Here is a 25,342-nt window from a genome sequence, read left to right as displayed (position 1 = left end):
GAACTGTCGACGGGTTGCGGATTGGCCGTTGTTGATGAATGGAAGGTAACTTGTTCTTTCTCCTAGGTACAGGCGCTTGATGTTTCCACGGATCCGAGTGATCCGCAGCACAGAACCCGTTCAGGGTTCCGGCAGGTAATCCGCAATTGCTTGAACAAACCCGAAGACCCACGGGGTGCCCAGTCCGGCGCCCCGTTCTCTTTTCCGCCCCGCGCGGGGCAAAAAAAGCTGGCATTGCGCCGGCTTTTTTCTTGCTCTCGAGCTTAGTTCACGCCCAGCACGTTTTGCATGTCGAAGAAGCCAACCTTCTTGTCGGCGAGGAAACGCGCCGCACGCAGCGAGCCGCTGGCGTAGATGTTGCGGTTGCTCGCCTTGTGGCTGATTTCGATGCGCTCGCCCATGCCGGCAAAGATCACCGTGTGGTCGCCGATCACGTCGCCGCCACGCAGGGCGGCAAAACCGATCGACGATGGATCGCGCTCGCCGGTAATGCCTTCACGCGCGAACACACCACAGTCCTTCAGATCGCGCCCCAGCGCATCGGCCACGGCCTTGCCCAGCATCAGCGCGGTGCCGGACGGTGCATCGACCTTCATGCGGTGGTGCATTTCCAGTACTTCGATGTCGTAGCCGGTAGACAGCGCCTTGGCGGCCACCTCCAGCAATTTCACCAGCAGGTTTACGCCCACGCTCATGTTGTAGGCGTGCACGATGGCGATGTCCTTGCTGGCCGCCTCGATCGCGGCGCTGCCGGCTTCATCGAAGCCGGTGGTGCCGATGATCATGTTCACGCCCAGCGCACGGCACTTGGCCAGGTGCTCCAGCGTGCCCTCGGGACGGGTGAAGTCGATCAGCACGTCGGCGCCGGCCAGCGCGTCGAGCTGATCGGTGATTTTCACCCCGCAGTCCTTGCCCAGAAAGGCGGTGGCGTCGCTGCCGACGGCTGCGCTGCCAGCGCGATCCAGCGCAGCGTGCAATACGCAATCATCTGCGTTGGCGGTGGCTTCGATCAGCATGCGGCCCATGCGGCCGCTGCTGCCGGCAATGGCAATCTTGATGGTCATGGCAGAGGTGAGTCCGGTTTACTTTTGCAATTCGGGAGTAACGACAAACTCGTTGCCGTCCACTTTGGCCGGTGCGGGCAGTGTTTCGCCTTCCCAGCGGCTGACGGTGTCGCCTTCAAAGAACACCGTGAAGGTTTTCTTCTCGATCAGCTTGCCGCCCTTGGCGTTGGACAGGATGTAGTCCCAACGGTTGGCGTGGAAGGGATCGGTGAGCAAGGGCGTACCCAGCACGAAGCGTGCTTGCGTGCGCGTCATGCCGACCTTGAGCAGCGTAACCTGATCGGCAGTAACCTCATTGCCTTGCGGGATGTCGAGCTTGTAGGGAGTGATTGCATTGCATGCGGAAAGCAGCATTGCAGCGGAAAGCAGTGCGAGCGCGTGTTTGACCATGCTGGGTGTCGTTTGGTGGCTGCGGAGTGGAAACGATATGATACCGGTACCACAGCCAGAACCGCCACCGGGGCAGAGAGCAACATGAGCAAAGCATCCGATCTGAAAGACATGGGCCTGAAGGCAACCGGCCCGCGCCTGAAGATACTCAACCTGTTTGAAACCAGCGCACAGCGCCACATGACGGCTGAAGACGTCTATCGTTTGCTGCTCGCCGAGAACACCGATATCGGCCTGGCAACGGTTTATCGCGTGCTGACCCAGTTCGAGCAGGCCGGCATTCTGACGCGCCACCACTTCGAAACCGGCAAGGCCGTGTTCGAGCTGAACGAAGGTACGCACCACGATCACCTGGTGTGCGTGAAGTGCGGCAAGGTCGAAGAATTCTACGACCCGGAAATCGAGCGCCGCCAGGACGTGATTGCCGAGCAGCACGGCTTTGAAATCCAGGATCACGAAATGTATCTGTACGGCGTGTGTGCCGAGTGCAAGGCGGGCCGCTGATCGCCCCATGATCGCGTGGCTGGAGGGCAGCGCCCCGTTCCCCCCGATGAGCCACGCGCTAGCCGAGCCCAATGGCCTGCTGGCCGCAGGTGGTGACCTGTCGCCCGGCCGCCTGCTGGCGGCCTACCGCCTGGGTATTTTTCCGTGGTACATGCCGGGCGAGCCCATCCTGTGGTGGAGCCCCAACCCGCGCATGGTGCTGGAACCCGCCACCATCCATGTGCCGCGCTCGCTGGCCAAGGTGATACGCCACCGTCCCTATACCGTCACTTTCGATACCGCCTTTACCCACGTGATGCGTGGCTGCGCATCACCGCGCGATGGCGACCCGGCTACCTGGATCAGCGACGACATCATTGCCGGCTATACGCGTTTGCACCTGCTGGGCTATGCGCATTCGGCCGAGTGCTGGATCGACGGCAAACTGGCCGGTGGCTTGTATGGTGTCGCCATCGGCAAAATGTTCTACGGTGAATCCATGTTCGCCTTACAACCCGATGCTTCCAAGATTGCCTTCGTGCATCTGGTGCAGTGGCTGGCCGGGCAGGGCTTTGGCCTGATCGACTGCCAGATGCATACCGCGCATCTGGCGCGCTTTGGCGCCAGCGAGATTCCGCGCGACGATTTCACCGCGCGCTTGCAGACCTTGATCACCGAGCCGGATCAGCCAGGCCCATGGATATACCGCAAAGACAACGGACAGGAGCCGCTTGCATGAACCCGCGTGGTCACGCCATACCGCTGCAGTTCTACGCCACCGCGCCATACCCCTGTAGCTACTTGCCGGACGAACTGGCGCGCTCGCAGGTGGCCGTGCCGTCCGAGCTGATCGATACGCGTGCCTACAGCCAGCTGGTGCAACTGGGCTTCCGCCGCAGCGGGCAGTTTGTCTACCGACCGCATTGCGATGCCTGCAAGGCCTGCGTGCCGGTGCGTGTGCCGGTGGACGAGTTCGAACCCAATCGCACGCAGCGCCGGGTGCAAAAACGCCATGCGCCGCTCAAGACCCGCTTGCTGGGTCTTAATTACGATGAAGCGCACTTTCAGCTCTACCAGCGCTACCAGGCCGTGCGCCATACCGGCGGCGGCATGGACAAGGACGGCCGCGAGCAGTACGAAAGCTTCATCCTCAAAAGCAACGTCGCCAGCTTCATGGCCGAATTCCGCGAAAGCGGCATCGTGCGCATGGTCAGCCTGATCGACCAGCTCGACGACGGGCTCTCTTCCGTCTACACCTTTTACGACCCGGATGTGGAAGGCGCCAGCTTTGGCGTGTTCAACATCCTGTGGCAAGTCGGCCTCGCCCGTCAGCTCGGCCTGCCGTATGTGTATCTGGGCTACTGGATCAACGGCTGCCGCAAGATGGAATACAAGACGCAATACCACCCGATTGAAGGACTTGTGGATGGGCACTGGGTCAGGCTTTGATTGCCCTGGAAAGCAAAAAAGGGCGCCATTGGGCGCCCTTTTTTGATGTGGCTCGCTTAGCCAGCCAGGCCATTATGCCGCAATAGCGCATCAATCTCTGGCGCGCGGCCGCGGAAGGCCTTGAACGATTCCAGCGCCGGGCGGCTGCCGCCGCGGGCGAGGATTTCGGCGCGGAAGCGGGCGCCCACGGCCGGATCGACCACGCTGCCGCTTTGCTCGGCTTCTTCCTCGAACGCCGCATAGGCATCGGCCGACAGCACTTCCGCCCACTTGTAGCTGTAATAGCCTGCTGCGTAGCCGCCGGCAAAGATATGGCTGAACGACTGCGGGAAGCGGTTGTAGTCTGGTGGCAGCGGAATGCCCAGCTCCTGCTGGATGGCGGTGGCCTGTGCCTGTGCGTTTACCTGGCTGGTGTCGCCGTGCAGCGCCATGTCGAAGATCGAGAAATACAGCTGGCGCTGCATGATTGAGCCGGATTGGAAGTTCTTGGCCGCCAGCATCTTGTCGTACAGCGCGCGCGGCAGCGACTCGCCGCTGTCAATATGGTGGGTGAGCTTGGGCAGTACCTGCCATTCCCAGCAGAAGTTCTCCATGAACTGGCTGGGCAGTTCGACCGCATCCCACTCCACGCCCGAGATACCGGCGACCGACAGCTCATCCACCTCGGTCAGCAGGTGGTGCAGCGCATGGCCCATTTCGTGGAACAAGGTGATCACGTCATCGTGCGGCAGCAGCGCCGGCTTGCCGTCTACGCCCTGCGCGAAGTTGCACACGATCAGCGCCACCGGGGTCTGGATGCAGCCATCGGCCAGCTTGCGGCGGCCGCGCACGTCGTTCATCCACGCGCCACCCTGCTTGCCCTCACGCGCATACAGGTCGACGAACAGGCCGCCCACTTCGCTGCCGTCCTTGTTCTGCAGGCGGTAAAAGCGCACATCCTTGTGCCATACCGATGCCTCGGCCGGCACGAACTGCAGGCCGTACAGCGTTTCGATCAGGTGGAACAGGCCGGACAGCACGGTCGGCTCGGTGAAGTACTGTTTTACTTCCTGCTCGCTGAACGCGTATTTCTGTTCGCGGATGCGCTCGGACACAAAGGCCACATCCCATGCTTCCAGCGTGGCATAGCCCAGATTGGCCTTGGCCCAGCTTTCCATTTCGGCGCGGTCGGATTGCATGTGCGGTTTGGCGCGTTGTGCCAGATCGCGCAAAAAGCCCAGCACCTGGGCCGGCGATTCGGCCATCTTGGTAGCCAGCGATTCTTCGCTGAAATTGTTGAAGCCCAGCAGCTGTGCGCCTTCCTGGCGCAGCGCGTGGATTTCGTTGATCAGCGGGGTGTTGTCGTTTTCTGCCGGGCCGAATTCGGATGCGCGCGTCACATAGGCTCGGTAAAGCTGCTCGCGCAGCGCGCGGTTTTCGGCAAACTGCATCACCGGCAGGTAGCTTGGCATTTTCAGCGTGATTTTCCAGCCGGCCTTGCCTTCTGCCTCGGCAGCGGCGCGCGTGGCGGCCTTCCAGTCATCCGGCAGGCCGGCCAGCTGGCTTTCGTCGTCGATGTAGAGTGCAAACGCATCGGTGGCATCCAGCACGTTTTGCGAGAACTTGCTGGTCAGCTCGGACGAGCGCTCTTCAATCTGCATGAAGCGCTCTTTCTGCTCGTCCGGCAGCTCGGCGCCGGACAGTTTGAAATCGCGGATCGCGTGTTCGACGATGGTCTTGCGTGTTTCGCTATAGCCGGCGAAGTCGGCGCTGGCCGCCAGCGCCTTCCAGCGTGCGTACAGGTTTTCGTTCTGGCCCAGCTCGGCATAGAAGTTGGAAATGCGGCCGATGTTGGCGTTGTAGACTTCGCGCAGCTCGGGCGTCATCACGACAGATTGCAGGTGCGCCACCGCGCCCCAGGCACTGCCCAGGCGCTCCATGGCATCTTCGGATGGGGCAACGAAGTTGTCCCAGGTCGGGTTCTCTACCGTTTCGGCAGCGGCAACGGCCTTGCGGGCATCTTCCAGCAGCACATCCAGCGCCGGGTTGACGTGTTCGGGGCGGATGGCGTCGTAACGCGGCAGGCCGGAGAGGTCGAGCAGGGGATTGGTCTGGGACATGGCAGGTCTCGGGTAGAATCTGTATTGAAGATGCGCGCCAGCGCGGCAATTTCAAGGAAGGGACAGCATGGCAATCAGCAAGTTTGATGGCATTGTGCCGCAATTGGGGCAGGGTGCGTGGGTGCATGATTCGGCACAGGTGATCGGCGACGTGGTGCTGGGCGACAACGCGTCGATCTGGCCCGGCGCGGTGGTGCGTGGCGACGTGAACCACATCCGCATTGGTGTCGACAGCAATGTGCAGGACTGCAGCGTGCTGCACGTCACCCACAAGCGCGCGGATGACCCGGACGGTGCGCCGCTCATCATCGGTGATCGGGTCACCATCGGCCACGGCGTGATGCTGCACGGCTGCACCATAGGCAACGAGGTGCTGGTGGGCATGGGCACCATCGTGCTCGACCGCGTGGTGATCCAGGACCGCGTGATGATCGGTGCCGGTAGCCTCGTGCCGCCGGGCAAGGTGCTCGAATCGGGCTATCTGTATGTGGGCCGCCCGGCCAAGGCGGTGCGCCCGCTGACCGATGATGAACTGAACCACTTCAACTACTCGGCCGCGCACTATGTGCGGTTGATGAACAAGCACGTCGCCTCGTGACCATGGCCTTGCCACGCTGGGATGTATTCTGCCGCGTGGTCGATAACTACGGTGACATTGGCGTGTGCTGGCGCCTGGCGCGGCAGCTGGCGGCAGAATACGGCATCGCCGTCACGCTCTGGGTGGACGACCTCGCCAGCTTTGCGCATATCTGCTCCGGTATCGATGCGGCACAGGCTGTGCAGCAACTGGGGCAGGTGACGGTGCGGCACTGGCTGCCCGACGTGCAAGTAGATGACGTGGGTGAGGTGGTGATCGAAGCCTTCGCCTGCGAGCTACCAGCCAGCGCCATTACCGCGATGCGCGTCCGCCCGGTGGCACCGGTGTGGTTGAACCTGGAATACCTGAGCGCCGAGGACTGGGTGGAGGGCTGTCACCAGCTTGCCAGCCCACAGCCGGGTGGCCTGAAAAAATACTTCTTCTTCCCCGGCTTTACCGCCAAAACCGGCGGCGTACTGGGCGAACAGGCCATGCGCCGCGCCCGCGCCGCATGGTCGGGGCAGAATGCGGACGCATGGCTGGCCGGATTGGGGGCTGCGCCGGTGGCGGGTAGCCTGCGTGTATCGCTGTTTGCCTACGAGAACGCCGCTGCCGCCAGCTTGCTGGATGCCTGGGCAGCGGGGCCGCAGCCTGTGCATTGCTATCTCCCGGTGGGGCGTTTGCTGCCGCAGGTGGCAGACTGGGCTGGCATGCCGCTGCAGGCGCGGGCTGCCATGACGCGCGGCGTGCTTACTGTGCAGGTGCTGCCCATGCTCGAGCAGGATGGCTACGACCGCTTGCTGTGGAGTTGCGACCTCAATTTCGTGCGCGGCGAGGATAGCTTCGTGCGTGCGCAGTGGGCCGGCAAGCCGTTCGTCTGGCACATCTACCGGCAGGAAGAAGACGCGCATCTGCTCAAGCTCGATGCCTTTCTGGCCCGCTATGCCGGCGGGAGTGCCTGCGACGCACTGATGCAGACGTGGAACCACGAACAAGACATGCAGCCACGCTGGCAGGCCGCATCGGCAGCGCTTCCGGCATGGCAACGGCATGCGCGGGATTGGGCCGCCGGGCTGGAATCGCACGGTGATCTCGCCGGCAATCTGGTCAGGTTCGTAAAGACCCTGTTAAAATAGCGAGTTACCTTTTCCAGCCCTAGCAGCAATCAGGAATTTTTTCGCATGAAAACCGCACAAGAAGTCCGTTCCGGCAACGTGATCCTGGTCGACGGCCAACCGCTCGTCGTCCAAAAGACTGAATACAACAAGTCCGGCCGTAACGCCGCTGTTGTGAAAATGAAGATGAAGAGCCTGCTGTCGGGCTCCGCCTCGGAAGCCGTATACAAGGCCGACGAAAAGTTCGACGTGGTTGTGCTCGAAAAGAAAGAGTGCACCTACTCCTACTTCGCTGACCCGATGTTCGTGTTCATGGACACCGAGTTCAACCAGTACGAAGTCGAAGCTGAAAACGTCGGCGACGCAGTCAACTTCATCGTTGACGGCATGGAAGACCAATGCGAAGTGACCTTCTACGACGGCAAGGCCATCTCGGTTGAACTGCCGACCACCATCGTGCGCGAAGTGGAATACACCGAGCCGGCCGTGCGTGGCGACACTTCGGGCAAGGTCATGAAGCCGGGCAAGCTGAAGGGCTCGAACTTCGAACTGCCGGTGGCTGCATTCATCGAAATCGGTGACAAGATCGAAATCGACACCCGCACCATGGAATTCAAGAAGCGCGCTTGAGCGTTGCTTTGTTCCGGAAAAAACCGCTCGTTCGAGCGGTTTTTTTTCGACCACTGCCGGCCGGATCGCCCGGGTTTACACTGACAGAATGAAACGCATCGCCATCTGCATCAACCGCCGCTTCGATCACCAGCCCTCGTGTGCCGCACGCGGCAGCCACGCGCTGGCCGATGCCTTCGAAGCCGCCATTGCCGCGCGTGGGCTCGACATCACCATCATGCGTATTCCGTGCATGGGCTTGTGCGAGATCGGGCCGAATGTGAAGGAAGTGGGGGGCGATCTGTGGTCTGGTGTTACGGATGCGGATATTCCAGACATCCTGGCCGAAGTGACCGATTCCCGCTGAGGCTGCCCCTGCGCCTGCCAGTTACTTCCTGGCGAGGATGAATACCGCCGTCTGCGCATTGCTGGCGTCGTCCAGCTGCACCGCCAGTCGCGTGCCGGATGCCTGAATCTGCAGCGGCGTGACCAGGCCGGCCAGTTGCCCGGCCAGCTTGCATTGTGTGCCTGCGGTGTTCACCTTTACCTCGAATACGCCGGTGTTCTTGTATGGCGTGAGCTGGCCGTCAAAGCTGCAATCCACGGCCTGCACGGTGAAATGCCCATCGCTGCCAAGCTGGAAGGACTTGAAGTCCTCCGCCGGCTTGCCGATGCCGACCGTGCGCAGATAACCGCTGTAGTTGCCTGCCAGCGTGGCCAGCGGGGCAGCCTGCGCATACAGGCTGCGGTTGTCGTCCATGGCGTAGGTTTTTTGTTCCTGCTGGCTGGTGGAGAAGGTGCCAAAGCCGCCCTTGATGGTGACTTTCAGTTCGGTGGCATCAAAGCTGCGGCCGAAGCTGGGGTTGGTTTCCTGCGCGCCGACTTGCGCGTAGTCATCGATGAAGTTGGCCCAGGCAATCGGTTCCAGGTGATCAACCGAATTGGCGGTGCTGAGCTGCCCGTGCGGGTGGCCAACCAGCCGCCCGGCTATGAAGTGCACGCCCGAGAAATGCCCGTCGTCGAGCAAGGTATAGACCCCGGAGAACTGGCCGTAGCGCACATCGTAGATGCCGGCGGTACCCAGCGGGGTGAGCGGCACTGACGGTGCTGCGGGCGTTGCCGCAGCTGGCTTGGCCGGCGGCTGCTTGCAGCGTGCGCCGCTCTTGCAGGCCGCAGTCGCCAAGGGTGGGATACACAGGGCAAGCAACAGGACGGGAAGGCTGAGGCGCATTGCGGGGGCTCCGTGAGCAATGATCGAAAACGCAGCATGTGGCCGCGAGCCAAGGCAGTGTAGGCAAGCCGGCAGCCCCTTGCCTGCATGCCGGGAATGCAGACGGCGCATGTGCACGTTGGTATGGATAAAAAAACGGGGCAGATCATCTGCCCCGTTTTTCACCGCACGCTAACTACAAGGACTGCTTACTGCAGCTTCCACAGCGACGGGGCCACGCCCGGCAGCCAGTCACCCTGCGAGATGTGGGCCACGGTGCAGACATAGGTCTTGCCCTCGAAGCTCACGCGGTCGCCCAGTGCATAGGCCTTGGCTATGGTCCAGTCGGTGACGGTTGCCGACGGTTGCGGGGGCGGAACCTGGTCTTGCGTTGCGTCAGCGCTGCAGGTGCCCAGCTTCTTCCACACGTCCCACTGGCCCGACTTCTGTTGCGGGTTCTCGGCTTGCGTCCACCACTTGGCTTCGTAGCTCACCGTGCCCACGCTGGTGCGCTGGCCGGCGGTATAGGCCACCTTGGCGCTCCATGCGCCGTAGCACGCCGGGATCACCGGGCCGATGGCGAAGCGGGCGACTTCCGGATCGTGGTCGCTGGTCTGGTCGGCAAACTCACTGTTTGTGTGCACGGCGTCGTATTCGGCGCGGCTGGCGAGGTTGCTGCTGGCCAGAATATGGTCGAGCACCTGGCTGTTGCCTTCGTACACATAGGTGTAGCGCTCGTTTTCCGGCAGCGTTTCGATCAGGTCGTTCAGACCGGCGGCCTTGAGCTTGCTCACCGCGTCGGAGAACTGGAAGTCGTTCAGGTCGCCCAAGGTGATCACGTTGGCCTTCGGGTCACGTGCCAGCAGATCGCGCACGAAGCCGGCCACGATGGTGGCTTGCTGGTTGCGCTGTACTTCCGAGCTGCGTGCCGGCGGCTGGAAGCGGCCGAACAGCGGCTGGTCACCGCCCTTCGAATTCCAGTGGTTTGCGATCACGAACACGGTCTGGCCGGCAAAGCGGAACTCGCCCACCAGCGGCTTGCGGCTGCTGTTGAAGGCAGCGTCGGTCGGCTGGATGCGGCCCGGGCTGGTGGTCAGGCAAACTGCGGTGCCGCAGGTAGCCAGGCCAACCGCGGTGGTGGAGGTGCCACCAGCGCGGTCAACGAATTCGACGCGGGCCGGGTTGTACAGGAAGCCGACGCGGATGTTGCCGCCCGGCTCGCCGCCGTCCTGATCGTTCACCGGGTCGATCGAGCGCCAGACGTAGTTCGGGCCGCCGGCGGCGGTGATGGCGGCGATCAGCTTGGCCACGGTGTCGCTGGCGCTGACGGTGCCGTCATCGGTGGCGCCGTTGTTGTCCTGCACTTCCATCACGCCAACGATGTCCGGTGTCTGCAGGTTGCTGACGATCTGCTGTGCCAGACGGGCAAACTTGGCCGGGTCGTTGCCCGGTGCCAGGTTCTCGACGTTGAACGAAGCAACGGCCAGTTCTTCCTTGCGCTGCTTGCGGGTGGTTTTCTGCTGCAGGCCGCCGCTGACCAGCGGGGTGACTTCGCTGGTGCGCAGCATGAAGTTGCTGAAGTTGTAGTCCAGCACGCCCACCACGCGGGCAACACCGTCGCCCACGTTCATCTTGGCCGGGGTCACGCTGCCATCGGTGATGATCAGGCGCTGCGGGTTGTAGTTGTCGGCGCGGATGATGACGCCGCCGCGCGGGGTGCGCGTGTCGCTGCCGATGCCGGCATTGGCCACCACGGCGGTTTCGCCGTAGCTGTTGGTCGGGCCGACGGCTACGGCGTTGTCGATCTCGATGCGCATGCCTTCGAGCGACTCGTAGTAGTCGATGCCGTTGTTCAGGTCGAGCGCGGCAGCGGTTTCCACATCACCCGCTGCGCCACCCCAGATTACCTTGTTCGGCTGGCTACCCAGCACCACGGCCGGCGGCAGCGCGTTGCCGCTGGATACGGTGTAGACCTTGGGGCTGGCCAGCTCGGTGGTGCTCAGGTTATTGGTGCCGCTGCTGCCGCCCGGGCGGTATTCGGTTACCTTGGCGCTGACCAGTACCTTGTCGCCAACGGCCACGGCCGGCTTGCTGCTGGTGAAGACGAACACACCTTCCGAGGTGCGCGGGTCGTTGTCCGGCTGGTCGTCCTGGAAGTAGAAGCCGTTGCTCAGCACCAGGGTCACGATACCCGGCACGTTGCTGACGTTCTGGCCGTTCAGCGGCGAAACGTGCTTGCTGCCCTGGATGTCATGGATGCGGGTGTTGCCCGGCGTCGGGGTCGGTGCCGGTGTGGGCGATGGTGTGGGGGTCGGCGACGGTGTCGGGGTCGGAACCGGCGTCGGTGTGGTGCTGCCGCCGCAAGCTGCCGGCTGGGCGGCGGTATTGCGCGGTTGCGGCACGCCAGCAGTGAAGTCTGCCGCGTTGTTGTTGGTGTCGCTGCAGCCATTCTGCGCGCGCAGGGCGGCGGTGGTGTTCGAGAGCACCGGTGCCGCAGCGGTTTCGCTGTCATTGGCGGTACCGAAGCCAACGAAGTCGAGCACGGCAGCGTTGCTGGCGCAAGTGGCGCCGCAGGTGAGGGCGGTGCTGCCGTTGACCAGAGCCACCTTGCCGGTGGTGCCGCTCAGTGCCAGCGTGCCGACGGTGTCGGCTGTGGGCAGGGCGGCGGCGGCGGTGTTGGCGCCGGCAGCTTCTTGCACCAGATAGTACTGGCCCGGCTGCAGGGTGCCGGCCAGCTTGGTCAGCGCCCAGCTGGTGCCGGTGCTGCTGGCGTATTGCACGCTCAGGCCGTCCAGCACGGCTGCGCTGTCTCCAGCATTGAACAATTCGATGTAGTCGTTGCGCCATTGCGCGCCGCTATTACCGCCGCCGCCATAAATCTGGCTGATGACGACGCCAGCTTGGGTGGGAAGGGCCAGCGCACATGCGCAGGCAATCACGAGGGGTTTGAGTTTCATTTTTGGATAAGCCAGGTTGGACAAAGACCGCGTGCAGGGTAGTGAGGCTGTATTGCATACATACAAAGTTTTTTTGCGCTTTATATGACGACGGTATTAATAATTGCTGGCTTATATAACCATCTAGACGAAAGCACGGATAAAAAAACCCCGGCCGAAGCCGGGGTTTTAATGGGGCGGAAGCCGCTTACTGCGCAACCTTGGACATGGCCTTGGTCAGCGTTGCAGTGGCGTCGTCACCGTCGAGCGACCAGCTGAACATGCCGCCCAAGCCCTTGGCCTTGGCGTAGTCGATCTTGGTCTGGATCACGGTCGGATCGTCGTAGCTGTAGAACGTGCCGGTGCCCGACGCGTACTTATACAGCTGCTTGGTCACCGGGTGGTAGTACGTGGTACCGGCTGCGTTCACCAGATTACGGTAGTCCTCGTAACCTGCTTCGCAACCGGTGCCGGTGCACGCACCTGCCTTCGGTGCTGCCTGATACAGGCCATCACCGTTCGGGCCGGCTGCAACGCCTGCCCAGCCGCGACCGTAGTAGGGGATACCCATCACGATCTTGTTGGCCGGCATGCCGAGCGAAACCAGCTTGTTGATCGCGTCGTCGGTGTTGTAGCTGGCTGCGTTGCCGCCTGCTGCCACGTTCGGGCTGGCCGGATCGCGGTACAGGTTGGAGTGGAAGTCGGTCACGGTGCCGGCGCCGATGGTGGTGCCGGTTTCCCACGAACCATGGTAGTCATAGTTCATGACGTTGACCCAATCCATGTACTGGCTGTACGCGGCCGGATCGGTGTTGACGATCTTGTCCACACCTGCGCCGATGGCTGCAGTCAGCAGATAGTGCTTGCCGCCGTTGGCTGCGCCGTAGGCATCCAGCTGGCTGCGCAGTTCCTGCATGAACAGGGTGTAGTTCTGCTTGTCAGCCGCGTTGCTGATGTTGTACGGCTGGCCGCCACCGCCCGGGTATTCCCAGTCGATGTCGATACCGTCAAAGATGCCTGCCGCAGCACCGGTGCCACCGGCCGGATCACCGCCCGACTTCTTCAGGTTGCCCTTGATGTACACGTCAACGCACGACGACACCAGTGTCTTGCGCAGCGAATCGCTTGCCGCAGCAGCCGAGAAGTACTTGGACCATGTCCAGCCGCCCAGCGAGATGACGATCTTCAGGTTCGGGTACTTGGCCTTCAGCTTCTTGAGCTGGTTGAAGTTGCCCTTGAGCTTGTCTTCCCACACGTCGGCCACGCCATCGACTGCATCCTTGGCGGCGTAGTCCATCTGGTAGTCGGCCCATGCGTCGCCGCCGGTACCGGCATCCGGTGCGGTCTCGTTGGTCGAGCCCGGCTCAGCCTTGTTGATGCCGCTGTCGCACTTGTAGGTGCCATCAGCTTGCTTGTAGATGTTGCCGAACGCGTAGTTCAGGAAGGTCAGCTTGGCTGCTGCGCCGCTGGTGTCGATTTCCTTCACGAAGTAAGCGCGGTCATACACGCCCCACTGGGTGAAGTAGGAGCCCACTTGCTTGGCACCGGTGTTCGGCACGCTGGTCGGTGTCGGGCCGGCAGTCGGCTTCGGCGTTGCGGTCGGAGCCGGAGTCGCTGTCGGAGCCGGAGTTGCGGTGGGCTTCGGCGTGGCTGTCGGTGCCGGGGTAGCAGTCGGAGCAGGAGTTGCTGTCGGTGCCGGGGTGCCGGTAACCGGAACCGGGGTAGCGGTCGGCTTCGGTGTTGCGGTCGGTGCCGGGGTAGCAGTCGGCGTTGCAGTCGGTGTGGTTGCGCCGCACGGGCCATTGTCGGTCCACGGCTGGCCTTCGCCGGTGCTGCTGGACGGCACATTGCCTTGTGTCCACCACTTGGCGGTGTAGTTGCGACCGTTGTAGGTCACTTGTGCGCCGCCGTTGTAGGCGGTGCCGCTGTTCCATGCTTGATAACAACCAGCCGACGGTGCCGGGGTGGCAGTCGGAGCCGGTGTGGCGGTCGGCTTCGGGGTTGCGGTCGGTGCGCTGGTGACCGGAACCGGGGTGGCGGTCGGTGCTGCAGTCGGTGCCGGGGTCGCAGTCGGTGTGGAACCGCTGCTCACGCCCAGATCCTTCCACAGGGTCGGGGTGGAGGACGGGGTCCAGCCAGCGCCGACATAAGCGGTATGAGTCACGAGGGCCTGGTAATCATGGCCGTTGTAGCTGACGTAAGTGCCAGCGGTGTAGGTAGTACCTTCCTGCCAGGCAGGATAGGCAGCATGCGCGAATACGGCGGCGAGCGCCAACGGCAGTGCTGCCATGCTGTAGCGAAGCATGGACATCTCGACATTTCCTTCTTTGGTTGTATGAATGCCGCGTGTTTTGGATCGGACTGGCGGCAGCGGCTTGACCCGTCTTGTGGACGCGGGTCTGGGCGCTAGGCGTGATTAACTGCTTTGTCCCGGGTGGCGTCAATTGGCAGCGCACAAACTGACGAGGGCTGATCGGGGAAAATGCCTTACTACGGAGGGGTGTTTTGTGTCGGTACGTGCAAATAAATACCGGTATTTTTGTTTGTTTCTATCGATCAATAAAAATCAATGAGTTATGTTTGTTTTTGTCTTTTGGCGGCATGCGATTATCGGCATATTCTGATGTGCTTTTGCCGTAAAAAAGTTGGCAAGGCCGTTGCATGCAAGCAACATTGAAAGCTTTGATTCAATATTTGAAAAAAAGAGGAAAGCATCCCGGCGGTTGCTGCGCGCCATGAAAAAGCCCCGGCTTGTGGCCGGGGCTCTTCGGACCATGCTTGCGCTTACTGATTGATCAGCGCGGTAGCCTTGGTCAGGGTGGCGTTGGCGTCGTCACCGTCGAGCGACCAGCTGAACAGACCTGCCAGACCCTTGGCCTTGGCGTAGTCGATCTTGGTCTGGATCACGGTCGGATCGTCGTAGCTGTAGAAGGTGCCGGTGGCGGTGTTGAACTTCCACATCTGCTTGGTGGCCGCGTTGTAATACACGTTGCCGGCAGCGTTCACCAGATTGCGGTAGTCCTCGTAACCCGCTTCGCAACCGCTGCCGGTGCAAGCGCCTGCCTTGGGTGCAGCCTGATACAGACCGTTGCCGTTCGGACCCGCTGCAACACCTGCCCAGCCACGGCCGTAGAACGGAATGCCGAGGTTGATCTTGCTGGCCGGCATGCCGGCTGCAATCAACGCGTTGATCGCGTCATCGGTGTTGTAGGTGGCCAGCGTGCCGCCTGCCTGGACGTTCGGGCTGGCCGGGTCCTTGTACAGGTTGGAGTGGAAGTCCGTCACCGTGCCGGCGCCGATGGTCGTGCCGAGTTCCCACGCGCCGTGGTAGTCGTACGACATCAGGTTGACCCAGTCCAGATACTGGCTGTAGAGGCCCGGTTCGGTATTGGCGATCTTGTCCGAACCCGCGCCGATGGCTGCCGTCAGCAGATAGTGCTTGCCGGTGGTGGCGCCATAGGCGTCAAGCTGGGTGCGCAGCTCCTTGAAGAACAGCGTGTAGTTCTGCTTGTCGGCAGCGCTGAAGGTGTTGTACGGCTGACCGCCACCGCCCGGGTATTCCCAGTCGATGTCGATACCGTCGAACACGCCTGCAGCCACGCCCGGGCCGCCGGCATTGTCGCCCGCATCAAATGGCAGGTTGCCCTTGATGTAGTAGTCAATGCACGACGACACCACGGCCTTGCGCTGTGCGTCGGTGGCTGCCGCTTGCGAGAAGTAGCGTGACCATGTCCAGCCGCCCAGCGAGATGACCACCTTCAGGTTCGGGTACTTGGCCTTCAGCTTCTTGAGCTGGTTGAAGTTGCCCTTCAGGTAGATCTGCTTGCCATCGGTACCCCAGGCATCTGCCTTGCCATCCACCGAATCCTTGGCGGCATAGCCCATGCCGTAGTCAGCATAGGCGTCGCCGCCGGTGCCGGCTTCCGGTGCGTTGGCATCGGTCGAGCCCGGTTCGAGCTTGGTGACCGAATCGCACTTGAAGGTGCCATCGGCCTGCTTGTAGATGTTGCCGAACGAGTAGTTGATGAAGGTCAGCTTGGCTGCCGCACCGCTGGTGTCGGTCTGCTTCAGAAAGTAGGCACGATCATAAATGCCCCACTGTGCGAAGTAGGCGCCGACTTGCTTGGCATTGGTGTTCGGCACCGGTGTGGCGGTCGGGGCTGCAGTCGGCGCCGGGGTGGCGGTCGGTGCGCTGGTCGGCACTGGTGTCGCGGTGGGCTTCGGCGTGGCCGTCGGGGTTGCTGTCGGCACCGGTGTGGCGGTTGGTGCGCTGGTCGGAACCGGTGTAGCGGTCGGCTTCGGTGTGGCCGTCGGGGTGGCTGTAGGCGTTGCTGTCGGTGTCGCGGTCGGAACCGGAGTAGCCGTCGGCTTCGGGGTTGCTGTCGGTGCTGCGGTCGGTGTGGCAGTCGGGGTTGCGCTACCGCAAGCGCCCAGATCAGTCCACGGCAGGCCGTCGCCGGTGTTGGACGACGGCACGTTGCCCTGTGTCCACCACTTGGCCTGGTAGTTGCGGCCGTTGTAGGTCACTTGTGCGCCGCCGTTATAGGCGGTGTTGGTATCCCAGGCGGCGTAGCAGCCGGCAGAGGGTGCCGGGGTAGCCGTTGGGGCCGAAGTCGGCGCCGGGGTTGCGGTGGGCTTCGGTGTGGCGGTCGGTGCAGCAGTCGGTGCAGCAGTCGGTGCAGCAGTCGGAACCGGTGTCGCGGTCGGTGCGGCAGTCGGCGCTGCGGTGGGGGTCGGGGTGGCGGTCGGCGTGCTGCCACTGCTCACGCCCAGGTCTTGCCACAACGTCGGCGTGGTGGACGGGGTCCAGCCGGCGCCGACATAGGCGGTATGGGTCACGAGGCACTTGTAGTCGTGGCCGTTGTAGCTCACGTAAGTGCCGGTGGTGTAGGTATTTCCTTCCTGCCAGGCAGGATAGGCAGCGTGTGCAAACACGGCGGCAAGCGCCATGGGCAGTACTGCCAGGCTGTAGCGAAGCATGGACATTGCGACATTTCCTTCTCTGATTTGTAAGATTTCCGCGTTATGGACTGGTGTTATCGCGGCGGGAACGGGCGTACTTTTTGGGTATGCCATTGGGTTCCCGCTGCCCATTAGCGGCGGATGGAAATGTCATGTCAATGCAACACTTGCGTACGCTGCAGGATGTATATTGGCAAATGCTTACGTTGTTGCGCGGGTCAATTCATGCGCTTGTAATAATATGCAAGAATTCTGATTTGTCGTAATCGCTTATTTATAATCAAAGGCTTGCGTATCACTTTGTCCCGATGCGGCCACAATTAATCAGGGTTTCCTGATGTTATTCGTTACAGTACGTAACATTGCGGCGACGAACGGCAGGAGCTGCCGGCCGCCATGCGTTGCGGCCGGCCAACAGCGCAGAGGCTGCACGCCGGGTGTGCGCTGAGCCCGGTCGGGATTACTGATGGCCGAAAGCACGCTCGCGCAGTTGCTTCAATTCGTCGCGCAGTGCCGCCGCGCGCTCGAATTCGAGATTCTTGGCCGCTTCCATCATTTCCTTCTCGATGCGCTTCAATTCCTTGGCCAGCATCTTTTCGTCCATGTCCTCGACCGAACGTTGTCGCTTGGCTTCCAGCCGCGCTGCCGCTGCATCTTCAGCGTTGTAGACGCCGTCGATGATGTCCTTGATGCGCTTGTTTACCGACTTGGGCACGATGCCGTTGGCGGTATTGAAGGCCACCTGCTTGGCGCGGCGGCGCTCGGTTTCGTCGATGGCCTTGCGCATCGAGTCGGTGATGCGGTCGGCATAGAGGATGGCCGTGCCGTTCAGGTTACGTGCGGCACGGCCTATGGTCTGGATCAGGCTGCGCTCGCTGCGCAGGAAACCTTCCTTGTCGGCATCCAGAATGGCAACCAGCGATACCTCGGGGATATCCAGCCCCTCACGCAGCAGGTTGATGCCGATCAGCACGTCGAATACGCCCAGCCGCAGGTCACGCAGGATTTCCACACGCTCGACGGTGTCGATGTCCGAGTGCAGATAGCGCACCTTCACGCCGTGCTCGGCCAGATATTCGGTGAGCTGCTCGGACATTTTCTTGGTCAGTGTCGTCACCAGCACGCGCTCGCCGATGGCGATGCGCTTGTTGGCTTCTGACAGCAGGTCGTCCACTTGCGTGCCGACCGGGCGCACCTCGATTTGCGGATCGACCAAGCCGGTAGGGCGTACCACCTGTTCGACCACCTGCCCCTGGTGCTCGGCCTCATAGGTCGCTGGCGTGGCCGAGACGAACACCGTCTGCGGCATCATGTGCTCGAATTCCTCGAACTTGAGCGGGCGGTTATCCAGTGCCGACGGCAGGCGGAAGCCATAATCGACCAGGTTTTCCTTGCGTGCGCGGTCGCCTTTGTACATGGCGCCGACCTGGCCGATCATCACGTGGCTTTCGTCGAGGAACATCAACGCGCCCGGTGGCAGGTAGTTGATCAGTGTGGGGGGGGCCTCGCCGGCTTTCTTGCCGGAGAAATGGCGCGAGTAGTTTTCGATGCCCTTGCAGAAGCCCAGCTCATTGAGCATTTCCAGATCGAAGCGCGTGCGCTGTTCCAGCCGCTGTGCCTCGACCAGCTTCTGCTCGCGATAGAAGAACTCCAGCCGCTCGCGCAGCTCTTCCTTGATGGTTTCCACCGCGCGCAGCACGGTGTCGCGCGGCGTTACATAATGGCTGGACGGGAACACGGTATAGCGGCCGACGCGCTGCCTGATATGGCCGGTGAGCGGATCGAACAGGCTGAGTTTTTCCACGTCGTCGTCGAACATCTCCACGCGCAGCGCCAGCTCGGCGCTTTCGGCCGGGAAGATGTCGATCACGTCGCCGCGCACGCGGAAGTGGCCGCGCGAGAAATCCAGCTCGTTGCGGTCGTACTGCATCGAGGTCAGCCGCTTGATGATGTCGCGCTGCGCCAGTTTTTCGCCCTCGCGCAAATGCAGGATCATCTTGTGGTATTCGGACGGATCACCAATACCGTAAATGGCCGATACGGTGGCCACGATGATGCAGTCGGGCCGTTCCAGCATCGCCTTGGTGGCCGACAAACGCATCTGCTCGATGTGCTCGTTGATGGCCGAATCCTTCTCGATGAACAGGTCGCGGCTCGGCACATAGGCTTCGGGCTGGTAGTAGTCGTAGTAGGACACGAAGTACTCGACCGCGTTTTCCGGAAAGAACTCACGGAACTCGGCATAGAGCTGTGCGGCCAGCGTCTTGTTGGGCGCCATCACGATGGCCGGTCGCCCGGTGCGGGCGATCACGTTGGCCATGGTATAGGTCTTGCCCGAGCCGGTGACGCCCAGCAGGGTCTGGTATTTCAGGCCGTCGTCTATCCCCTCGATCAGGCCGGCTATGGCCGTGGGCTGGTCTCCGGCGGGCGGGAAGGGCTGGAACAGCTTGTACGGCGAGCCGGGAAATTCGACGAACATCTGGTGCTCCTGACCGGGTGGGAAACGGCAAAAGGGGAATTTTACCTCGCGCCGGGCAGCGGCACAGGGTTAGCCTGCATGAATGTGATCTTGCCAGGCAGGAGTTGAGATCAGGATGAGTCTGCCTCCTTTCAAGTCGGGCAGTCTGCTGACCATGGGCATCGAGCTGGAACTGATGCTGCTGGACCCGCAAGACTACACCATGGCGCCTGCTGCGCTCACGCTGCTTGATCTGATGCGCGTGCGGCAGGACACACGTTTCGTGTTCTGCCCGGAAATCACCCAGGGCATGGTTGAATTCAACAGTGCGGTACACCCGCGCTGGCACAGTCTGCGCGACGAGTTGACCGGCATGCGCGGCTTTCTGGGCGCGCTGGCGGCCGAATGCGGCATTTTGATTGCCGGCGGCGGCACGCATGCACTGCAGGACTGGAAAGACCGCGAGGTTTTCCCCGCCGAGCGCTACGAATGGCTGGGCGAGAAGTTCGGCTATCTGAGCAAGAAGTTCACCATCTTCGGCATGCATGTGCATATCGGCGCGGGCGATGCCGAAACCGCCATCGCGCTGATCCGTGCCGTGACGCCGTGGGTGCCGTTGCTGATCGCGCTGTCGGCTGCTTCGCCGTATCAGGAGGGCGTGGATACCGGCTTTGCCTGCTCGCGCCTGCACAGCCTCACGCCGTTTCCCTACGCCGGGGCCATGCCGGACTTTGCCGACTGGGGCGAGTGCGAGCGCTATATCAACGGGCTGATCGAGCTGGGCATCGTCGGCAGCATCAAGGATTTCTATTGGGACGTACGCCCCAAACCCGAGTTCGGCACCATCGAGTTCCGCATTTTCGATACACCGTTGTCGGTCGATCTGGCGGCCGACATGGCCGGGCTGGTGCAGGTGCTGTGCGCCGCAATGCTGGATAGCCAGCCCTTGACCGCGCTGCACGATAGCTATCCCTATAACCGTTTCCAGGCCTGCCGCTATGGCCTGGCGGGTGAGATGGTCAACCCGTATACCGGCGAACGGCAATCGTTTGTCGATGCCGCCGAAGCATTGCTTAAACAGCTGGAACCCTATGCGCGCGAGCTGGATGCCACGGCGGTCTTGCAGCGCATGCGCCAGCGCTTGCATGACGACATGTTGAGCGACGTGATGCGCAACATCGTCGCAGAGGCGGATGGCGATCTGAAGCGTTTGCTGGCCTGGCAGGCGCAATGCTTTGGTGCAGGCGAGATCTTGTTGCCAGGGACGACGAAGGTGGCTGCAGCCAGCCCCGTGTGACGCGCAGGCAGAAATGCGCGGGACAAAAAAAAGCCCCACCGCGAACGGTGGGGCGAAAGTGCTGCCGTGAAGCAGTAAAGTTGATCTTTGCGGGCCGGGCCGTCGGTCAGATGGCGCTCTTGGCGAGCTGATCGAGAATGGCCGGGTTTTCCAGCGTCGACGTATCCTGCGTGATCGACTGGCCCTTGGCAATATCACGCAACAGACGGCGCATGATCTTGCCCGAACGGGTCTTGGGCAGGTTGTCGCCAAAACGGATTTCGTCCGGCTGGGCAATCTTGCCGATTTCGTGTGCAACCCACTCGCGCAGCTCTTTGGCGATCTTTTTCGCGTCTTCGCCTTCCGGGCGCTCGCCCTTGAGCACCACGAATGCGACCACGGCTTCGCCCTTGATCTCGTGTGGCTTGCCAACAACAGCTGCTTCGGCCACCAGCGGGTTGGCCACCAGCGCCGATTCGATTTCCATCGTGCCCAGACGGTGGCCCGAGACGTTCAGCACGTCGTCGATACGGCCCATGATCCAGATGTAACCATTCTCGTCACGGTTTGCCGAGTCACCCGCCAGGTACAGCTTGCTGTTGTACTCTTCCGGGAAATAGGTCTTCTTGAAGCGGTCCGGGTCATTCCAGATGGTGCGAACCATCGACGGCCACGGTTTCTTGATGACGAGGAAACCACCCTTGCCCGGCTCGACCGGTGCACCCGATTCATCAACGATATCGACGATAATGCCCGGCAGCGGCAGCGTGCACGAACCCGGCTTGGTCGCCACGGCACCCGGCAGCGGGGCGATCATGTTGGCGCCGGTTTCGGTCTGCCACCAGGTATCGACGATCGGGCAGCGGCCGCCACCAACGACTTCGTGATACCAGATCCACGCTTCGGGGTTGATCGGCTCACCCACGGTGCCCAGCACGCGCAGGCTGGACAGATCGTACTGCTTGGGCAGATCGCCGCCCAGCTTGATCAGCGAGCGGATGGCGGTCGGCGCGGTATAGAAGGTGGTGACCTTGTGCTTTTCGATCATCTGCCAGAAACGGCCGGCATCCGGGAAGGTCGGCACGCCTTCGAACACGATTTGCGTAGCACCGATACCCAGCGGGCCGTAGGCGACGTAGCTGTGGCCGGTAATCCAGCCCACATCGGCCGTGCACCAGAAAACGTCGTTTTCCTTGTAGTCGAACACCCATTGCATGGTCACTTGCGAGCCCAGCAGATAGCCGCCGGTGGAGTGCTGGATGCCCTTGGGCTTGCCAGTGGAGCCGGAGGTGTACAGGATGAACAGCGGGTGTTCCGCGTCAACCCATTCCGGCTCGCAATCGGCCGGCTGGCCGGCCACCAGATCGTGCCACCAGATGTTGAGGTCGGACCATTGTTCCGGCGCTGCATCGGTACGCTGGTAAACCACGATCTTGCTGACCGACTCGCAACCGCCGAGCGCGACGGCTTCGTCAGTGGTGGCCTTGAGCGGAACGGCTTTGCCGCCACGCACGGATTGGTTGGCGGTAATCACGACCTTGGCTTGGGCATCGGCAATGCGGTCGCGCAGTGCGCCGGCCGAGAAACCACCGAATACCACCGAGTGGATGGCGCCGATACGGGCGCTGGCCTGCATGGCGACCACGGCTTCGATGCCATGCGGCATGTAGATGACCACGCGGTCGCCCTTGCTCACGCCCAGGCTCTTCAGGCCGTTGGCGAAGGCACAGACGCGCTCGTACAGCTCGCGGTAGGTGACCTTGGTCACCGAGCCGTCGTCGGCTTCGAAAATGATGGCGGTCTTGTTGCCGCGTGCTTCAAGGTGACGGTCAATACAGTTGTACGACACGTTCAGCTCGCCGTCTTCAAACCACTTGTAGGCCGGGGCATTGCTGTCGTTGAGGGTCTTGGTGAACGGCTTCTTCCAGGTCACCAGTTCGCGAGCGAGTTCAGCCCAGAAGCCTTCATAGTCGTTGTTGGCCTTCTCGCACAGGGCGTTGTAGCCCTCCATGCCCGAGACATTGGCCTTGGTGCGGAATTCATCGGAAGGCGGAAACAGACGGGTTTCCTTGAGGACGGAATCGATAGCGCTCATGGTGGCTCCTGGAGGGGATGGGGAATGCAGAAAGCTCTACTGCGGCGGCAAGCCATGCCGGGCAGAATTCGAGCGTCAATCTATCGCCGCGCCAGAGCGAAATCCAATTGCGAATTTTGATGTCGGGGATCAGTTACGCTGATGTGACGAACCGGCTGGCACCCACTTACGGATTTGGCGTCCGCGTTTGCAGCTTGAGATAGATCAGACCGGCCATCAGCGCGTCGCACAGCGGGTCATGGCGCGGCAGCGCGGGCAGTTGCAGCGTATGGCTGATTGCGTCCAGCGACAGGTCCACCTCGGGTCGGTAGGCCGAAACATGGCGGTCGTAGTACAACGCGGACACCTCGATGCGCCGGTTGGGCAGGCCGATGCCGATCAGCGGCCGCAAATGGCGGTTGATGATGGCGACATCAAACTCCAGGTAATAGCCCACCAGCGGGCGATTGCCGATATAGGCCAGCAATTTCGCCAGTGCATCGGCCACCGGCAGGCCATCGGCGACATCCTGCTCGCGCAGGCCGTGGATGGGCACCGTGGCGGGGTCGATGCGCCGCTGTGGCCGCACCGTCAGCAGCAGATGGTCGCTGACGCACAGCCGGTTGCCCTTGATGCGCACTGCCGCGATGGAGAGGATTTCCGCCCGCGAGGGGTCGAGGCTCGATGTTTCGCAATCGATGCAGACTGCTTCGTCCCCGGCGTATGGGGCAAGCAGGTGCGCGTAGGCCGGGTTGCGCAGCTTGCGCTGCAGGCGGCGCAGCCGCCAGCGTTCGAGCAGGGCCGTCCACATGATCAGAGGGCCTGCAGGTGATAACGCTGCCGCAGCAGCGCGCGGAATTGCCGCACCACCTTGAGCGCATCCTTGAGCAGGTCGCGCTCCAGCGTGCCCAGCTGGGCCGGGCTGATCCGGTAGCTGACCGCTTCGCCCCGCTGGCGGCGCTGCAGGCCGGTTTTCAGGTACAGGCCCTGCAGCAAGGCCAGCGATTCGGCCAGGTCTTGCGCCAGCGTGGTGGACAGATGACCCTGGCTGGCCAGCTGATCCAGCCGCTGGTAACTATTGCTGGCTGGCACACCGTGTGCCAGGGCAAGGGTGCGCACCCCATGCACGATGGGGAAAATGCCGGCTTTCTTCAGGTCGATATCGGTGTCGTGGTGTCCCAGCCACTGACTGAGCAGGCCGGGTTGCTGATCGAACTGCTCGATCACGAAGGCAAAGCGGCCCAGATACGCATCGTTGCCCTGCACGCGGCGGCCCAGGTGCTGCTGCAGTGTGGTCAGCAGCTGCACCTGGCCGGCTACCGCGACCGCGTCGCTCCAGATGGCCAGGTGCATGACGTTTTCCCCGCTGGCGCTGTCCACCCATTCGTCGAGCGCGTGACGGAAACCGTGCACGCTGCGCCGCCAGAACGGGTTGCGCGCCATGATGTCGCCGGGGCAGGGCGGATAGCCCAGCGTGATCAGCGCAGCGTTGAACTGCTCGCATACCTCGGCCAGTTGCGGGTGGTCATAGCCGTCGGCAATGATCAGCGCGTTGTCCTGATCGGTGGGCAGGATCTGCTCGCCGCGCCCTTCGGAGCCGAGCATCAGCAGGCAGACGTGATCAAGCATGTCTGCCGGGGCCAGCAGGGCAAACAGCCGCGCCAGCATTTTCCGGTGCAGCTCGCTGACCAGGCCGGCAATCAGCGTGACCTTGACGCCGCTGCCGTGCAACAGCTCGACCAGCCGCGTCATGCTGTCGGCGGCACTTTTCAGCTCGGCTACGCTGCCGGCGCGCTCGATCTGCGTGGCGACGATCTGCGAGTTATTGCTCAGATAGGACAGCAGGTTGACCTGCTCCAGCACGCCGACGATGGCGCCTGCGCGCGTCACCAGCACGCGTTGTACGGTGTGGCGGGCCATGGTCAGCATGGCCTCGAATACATGGGCGTCTTCGTCCACGGTGTGCAGCGTGCGCTGCGCATAATCGCCCAGTGGCGTTTCGGCCGGGTTGCGCCCATCGATGACCACGTTGCGCAGGTCGCTCAGCGTGAAAACGCCCGGCCCCAGCGGGCCACGTACCAGCACCGTGCTGCAGTGCCGGGCGCGCATCTGCTCGGCGGCGATCAGCACCGTGTCGTCATCGGTCAGCCAGATCGGCGGGGTGATATAGGTTTGCTGCACCTTGGCCACCAGTGCCGGGCGCAGCTCGCGCTGCATGGGGCGGTCGGCCAGGGCAGCCAGTTTCTGCGCCACGCTCTGGTAAAAATAGGCGGCAAACTGCACGTTGCGCTGGGTCAGCTCCAGCAGCAGTGACCGTGGTATCTGCCAGGCCAGCGTGTCGTCCAGCGCACGATAATCAAGCCCGGTGCTGCCGCTGATCAGTGCGCGCGGGTCTACGCTGTCCTGCGCGCCGTATACCGTGCGGCATTCGCTGCCCTCGAATTCCGCCATCTGCCCCTTGGCGATCACGAACAGGCTGTCCACCGGGCTGCCGGCCGCCATGACGGTGCTACCAGCGGGGAAGTAGGCCAGGTCGGCGGCAGATTCGACGCGGCGGTGGTCCACATCGCTCAGGCTGTCGAAGGGCGGGTGGCGAAAGTCGAATAGCTGGGCCATATGGCATTCCCTGTGCTTGCAAAT

General features: G+C 62.3%; 19 protein-coding genes. 8 read left to right on the top strand and 11 right to left on the bottom strand.

Annotation, left to right across the window (positions count from 1 at the left end):
• Positions 1-263: 263 nt before the first annotated feature.
• Together dapB and B9A19_RS12205 are read right to left on the bottom strand one after the other, a co-directional pair.
• Positions 264-1,064: a 4-hydroxy-tetrahydrodipicolinate reductase gene (dapB, locus tag B9A19_RS12210; protein ID WP_084091076.1), complete on the bottom strand. Its 801-nt coding sequence runs from the start codon at positions 1,062-1,064 to the stop codon at positions 264-266.
• Between the two features lie 18 nt (positions 1,065-1,082).
• Positions 1,083-1,454, bottom strand: coding sequence for an outer membrane protein assembly factor BamE (locus B9A19_RS12205; RefSeq protein WP_084091075.1), 372 nt, complete (start codon positions 1,452-1,454; stop codon positions 1,083-1,085).
• A gap of 84 nt (positions 1,455-1,538) precedes the next feature.
• On the opposite strand from B9A19_RS12205, the gene fur reads away from it, so the two are divergent.
• The 3 genes from fur to B9A19_RS12190 are packed head-to-tail and all read left to right on the top strand — an operon-like array spanning position 1,539 to position 3,386.
• Entirely contained in the window at positions 1,539-1,958 is a 420-nt protein-coding gene (gene fur, locus B9A19_RS12200) for a ferric iron uptake transcriptional regulator (RefSeq protein WP_084091074.1), read from the top strand.
• A gap of 7 nt (positions 1,959-1,965) precedes the next feature.
• Entirely contained in the window at positions 1,966-2,676 is a 711-nt protein-coding gene (aat, locus tag B9A19_RS12195) for a leucyl/phenylalanyl-tRNA--protein transferase (RefSeq protein ID WP_084091073.1), read from the top strand.
• On the top strand, positions 2,673-3,386 hold the full coding sequence (locus tag B9A19_RS12190; RefSeq protein WP_084091072.1) for an arginyltransferase: 714 nt from the start codon (positions 2,673-2,675) through the stop codon (positions 3,384-3,386). Before aat ends, B9A19_RS12190 begins: the two co-directional genes overlap by 4 nt.
• Positions 3,387-3,442: 56 nt before the next feature.
• Here B9A19_RS12190 and B9A19_RS12185 read toward each other — a convergent pair whose 3' ends face one another.
• Positions 3,443-5,485 carry a M3 family metallopeptidase gene (locus tag B9A19_RS12185; protein WP_084091071.1) on the bottom strand — a complete coding sequence of 681 codons (2,043 nt, stop codon included), beginning with the start codon at positions 5,483-5,485 and terminating at the stop codon, positions 3,443-3,445.
• A gap of 67 nt (positions 5,486-5,552) precedes the next feature.
• On the opposite strand from B9A19_RS12185, the gene B9A19_RS12180 reads away from it, so the two are divergent.
• The 4 genes from B9A19_RS12180 (at position 5,553) to B9A19_RS12165 (ending at position 8,153) form a co-directional block, all read left to right on the top strand.
• Positions 5,553-6,083: a gamma carbonic anhydrase family protein gene (locus tag B9A19_RS12180; protein WP_084091070.1), complete on the top strand. Its 531-nt coding sequence runs from the start codon at positions 5,553-5,555 to the stop codon at positions 6,081-6,083.
• A gap of 2 nt (positions 6,084-6,085) precedes the next feature.
• Entirely contained in the window at positions 6,086-7,198 is a 1,113-nt protein-coding gene (gene earP, locus B9A19_RS12175; protein ID WP_084091069.1) for an elongation factor P maturation arginine rhamnosyltransferase EarP, read from the top strand.
• Between the two features lie 45 nt (positions 7,199-7,243).
• Positions 7,244-7,807 carry an elongation factor P gene (gene efp, locus B9A19_RS12170; RefSeq protein ID WP_084091068.1) on the top strand — a complete coding sequence of 188 codons (564 nt, stop codon included), beginning with the start codon at positions 7,244-7,246 and terminating at the stop codon, positions 7,805-7,807.
• Between the two features lie 88 nt (positions 7,808-7,895).
• The gene (locus B9A19_RS12165; RefSeq protein WP_084091067.1) at positions 7,896-8,153 is read left to right on the top strand and encodes a (2Fe-2S) ferredoxin domain-containing protein; all 258 of its coding nucleotides are present in this window, start codon (positions 7,896-7,898) and stop codon (positions 8,151-8,153) included.
• A gap of 21 nt (positions 8,154-8,174) precedes the next feature.
• Here the strand turns inward: B9A19_RS12165 and B9A19_RS12160 are convergent, their stop codons facing one another.
• The 5 genes from B9A19_RS12160 to uvrB form a co-directional block, all read right to left on the bottom strand.
• A complete protein-coding gene (locus B9A19_RS12160) occupies positions 8,175-9,017 on the bottom strand; it encodes a hypothetical protein (protein ID WP_084091066.1) in 843 nt (280 codons plus the stop codon).
• A 188-nt stretch (positions 9,018-9,205) separates the two neighbouring features.
• A complete protein-coding gene (locus B9A19_RS12155; protein WP_139798804.1) occupies positions 9,206-11,953 on the bottom strand; it encodes a DUF8508 domain-containing protein in 2,748 nt (915 codons plus the stop codon).
• 187 nt (positions 11,954-12,140) lie between these two features.
• Positions 12,141-14,243 (bottom strand): glycosyl hydrolase family 18 protein, encoded by a 2,103-nt coding sequence (locus tag B9A19_RS12150; protein WP_084091065.1) that lies wholly within the window; start codon positions 14,241-14,243, stop codon positions 12,141-12,143.
• A 473-nt stretch (positions 14,244-14,716) separates the two neighbouring features.
• Complete coding sequence (locus B9A19_RS12145) at positions 14,717-16,918, bottom strand: glycosyl hydrolase family 18 protein (protein ID WP_373278010.1); 2,202 nt, start codon at positions 16,916-16,918, stop codon at positions 14,717-14,719.
• Positions 16,919-17,354: 436 nt separating this feature from the next.
• Entirely contained in the window at positions 17,355-19,373 is a 2,019-nt protein-coding gene (uvrB, locus tag B9A19_RS12140; RefSeq protein WP_084091064.1) for an excinuclease ABC subunit UvrB, read from the bottom strand.
• Positions 19,374-19,488: 115 nt separating this feature from the next.
• Here uvrB and B9A19_RS12135 point away from each other — a divergent pair, with 115 nt between their 5' ends.
• On the top strand, positions 19,489-20,649 hold the full coding sequence (locus B9A19_RS12135; RefSeq protein ID WP_084091063.1) for a YbdK family carboxylate-amine ligase: 1,161 nt from the start codon (positions 19,489-19,491) through the stop codon (positions 20,647-20,649).
• Positions 20,650-20,755: 106 nt separating this feature from the next.
• Here the strand turns inward: B9A19_RS12135 and acs are convergent, their stop codons facing one another.
• The 3 genes from acs to B9A19_RS12120 all read right to left on the bottom strand — a co-directional run bounded on the left by acs (position 20,756) and on the right by B9A19_RS12120 (position 25,318).
• Positions 20,756-22,723, bottom strand: a complete 1,968-nt coding sequence (acs, locus tag B9A19_RS12130; RefSeq protein WP_084091062.1) for an acetate--CoA ligase — start codon at positions 22,721-22,723, stop codon at positions 20,756-20,758.
• Between the two features lie 166 nt (positions 22,724-22,889).
• Positions 22,890-23,513 (bottom strand): 3'-5' exonuclease, encoded by a 624-nt coding sequence (locus tag B9A19_RS12125; RefSeq protein ID WP_084091061.1) that lies wholly within the window; start codon positions 23,511-23,513, stop codon positions 22,890-22,892.
• Positions 23,514-23,515: 2 nt separating this feature from the next.
• Positions 23,516-25,318, bottom strand: coding sequence for a DUF294 nucleotidyltransferase-like domain-containing protein (locus B9A19_RS12120; protein WP_176216906.1), 1,803 nt, complete (start codon positions 25,316-25,318; stop codon positions 23,516-23,518).
• Positions 25,319-25,342: the final 24 nt, after the last annotated feature.

Origin of the sequence: Andreprevotia lacus DSM 23236, from assembly GCF_900176275.1 — a bacterium.
In the GTDB taxonomy this organism is placed as follows: domain Bacteria; phylum Pseudomonadota; class Gammaproteobacteria; order Burkholderiales; family Chitinibacteraceae; genus Andreprevotia; species Andreprevotia lacus.
This window is presented reverse-complemented; position numbering and strand designations above follow the sequence as displayed.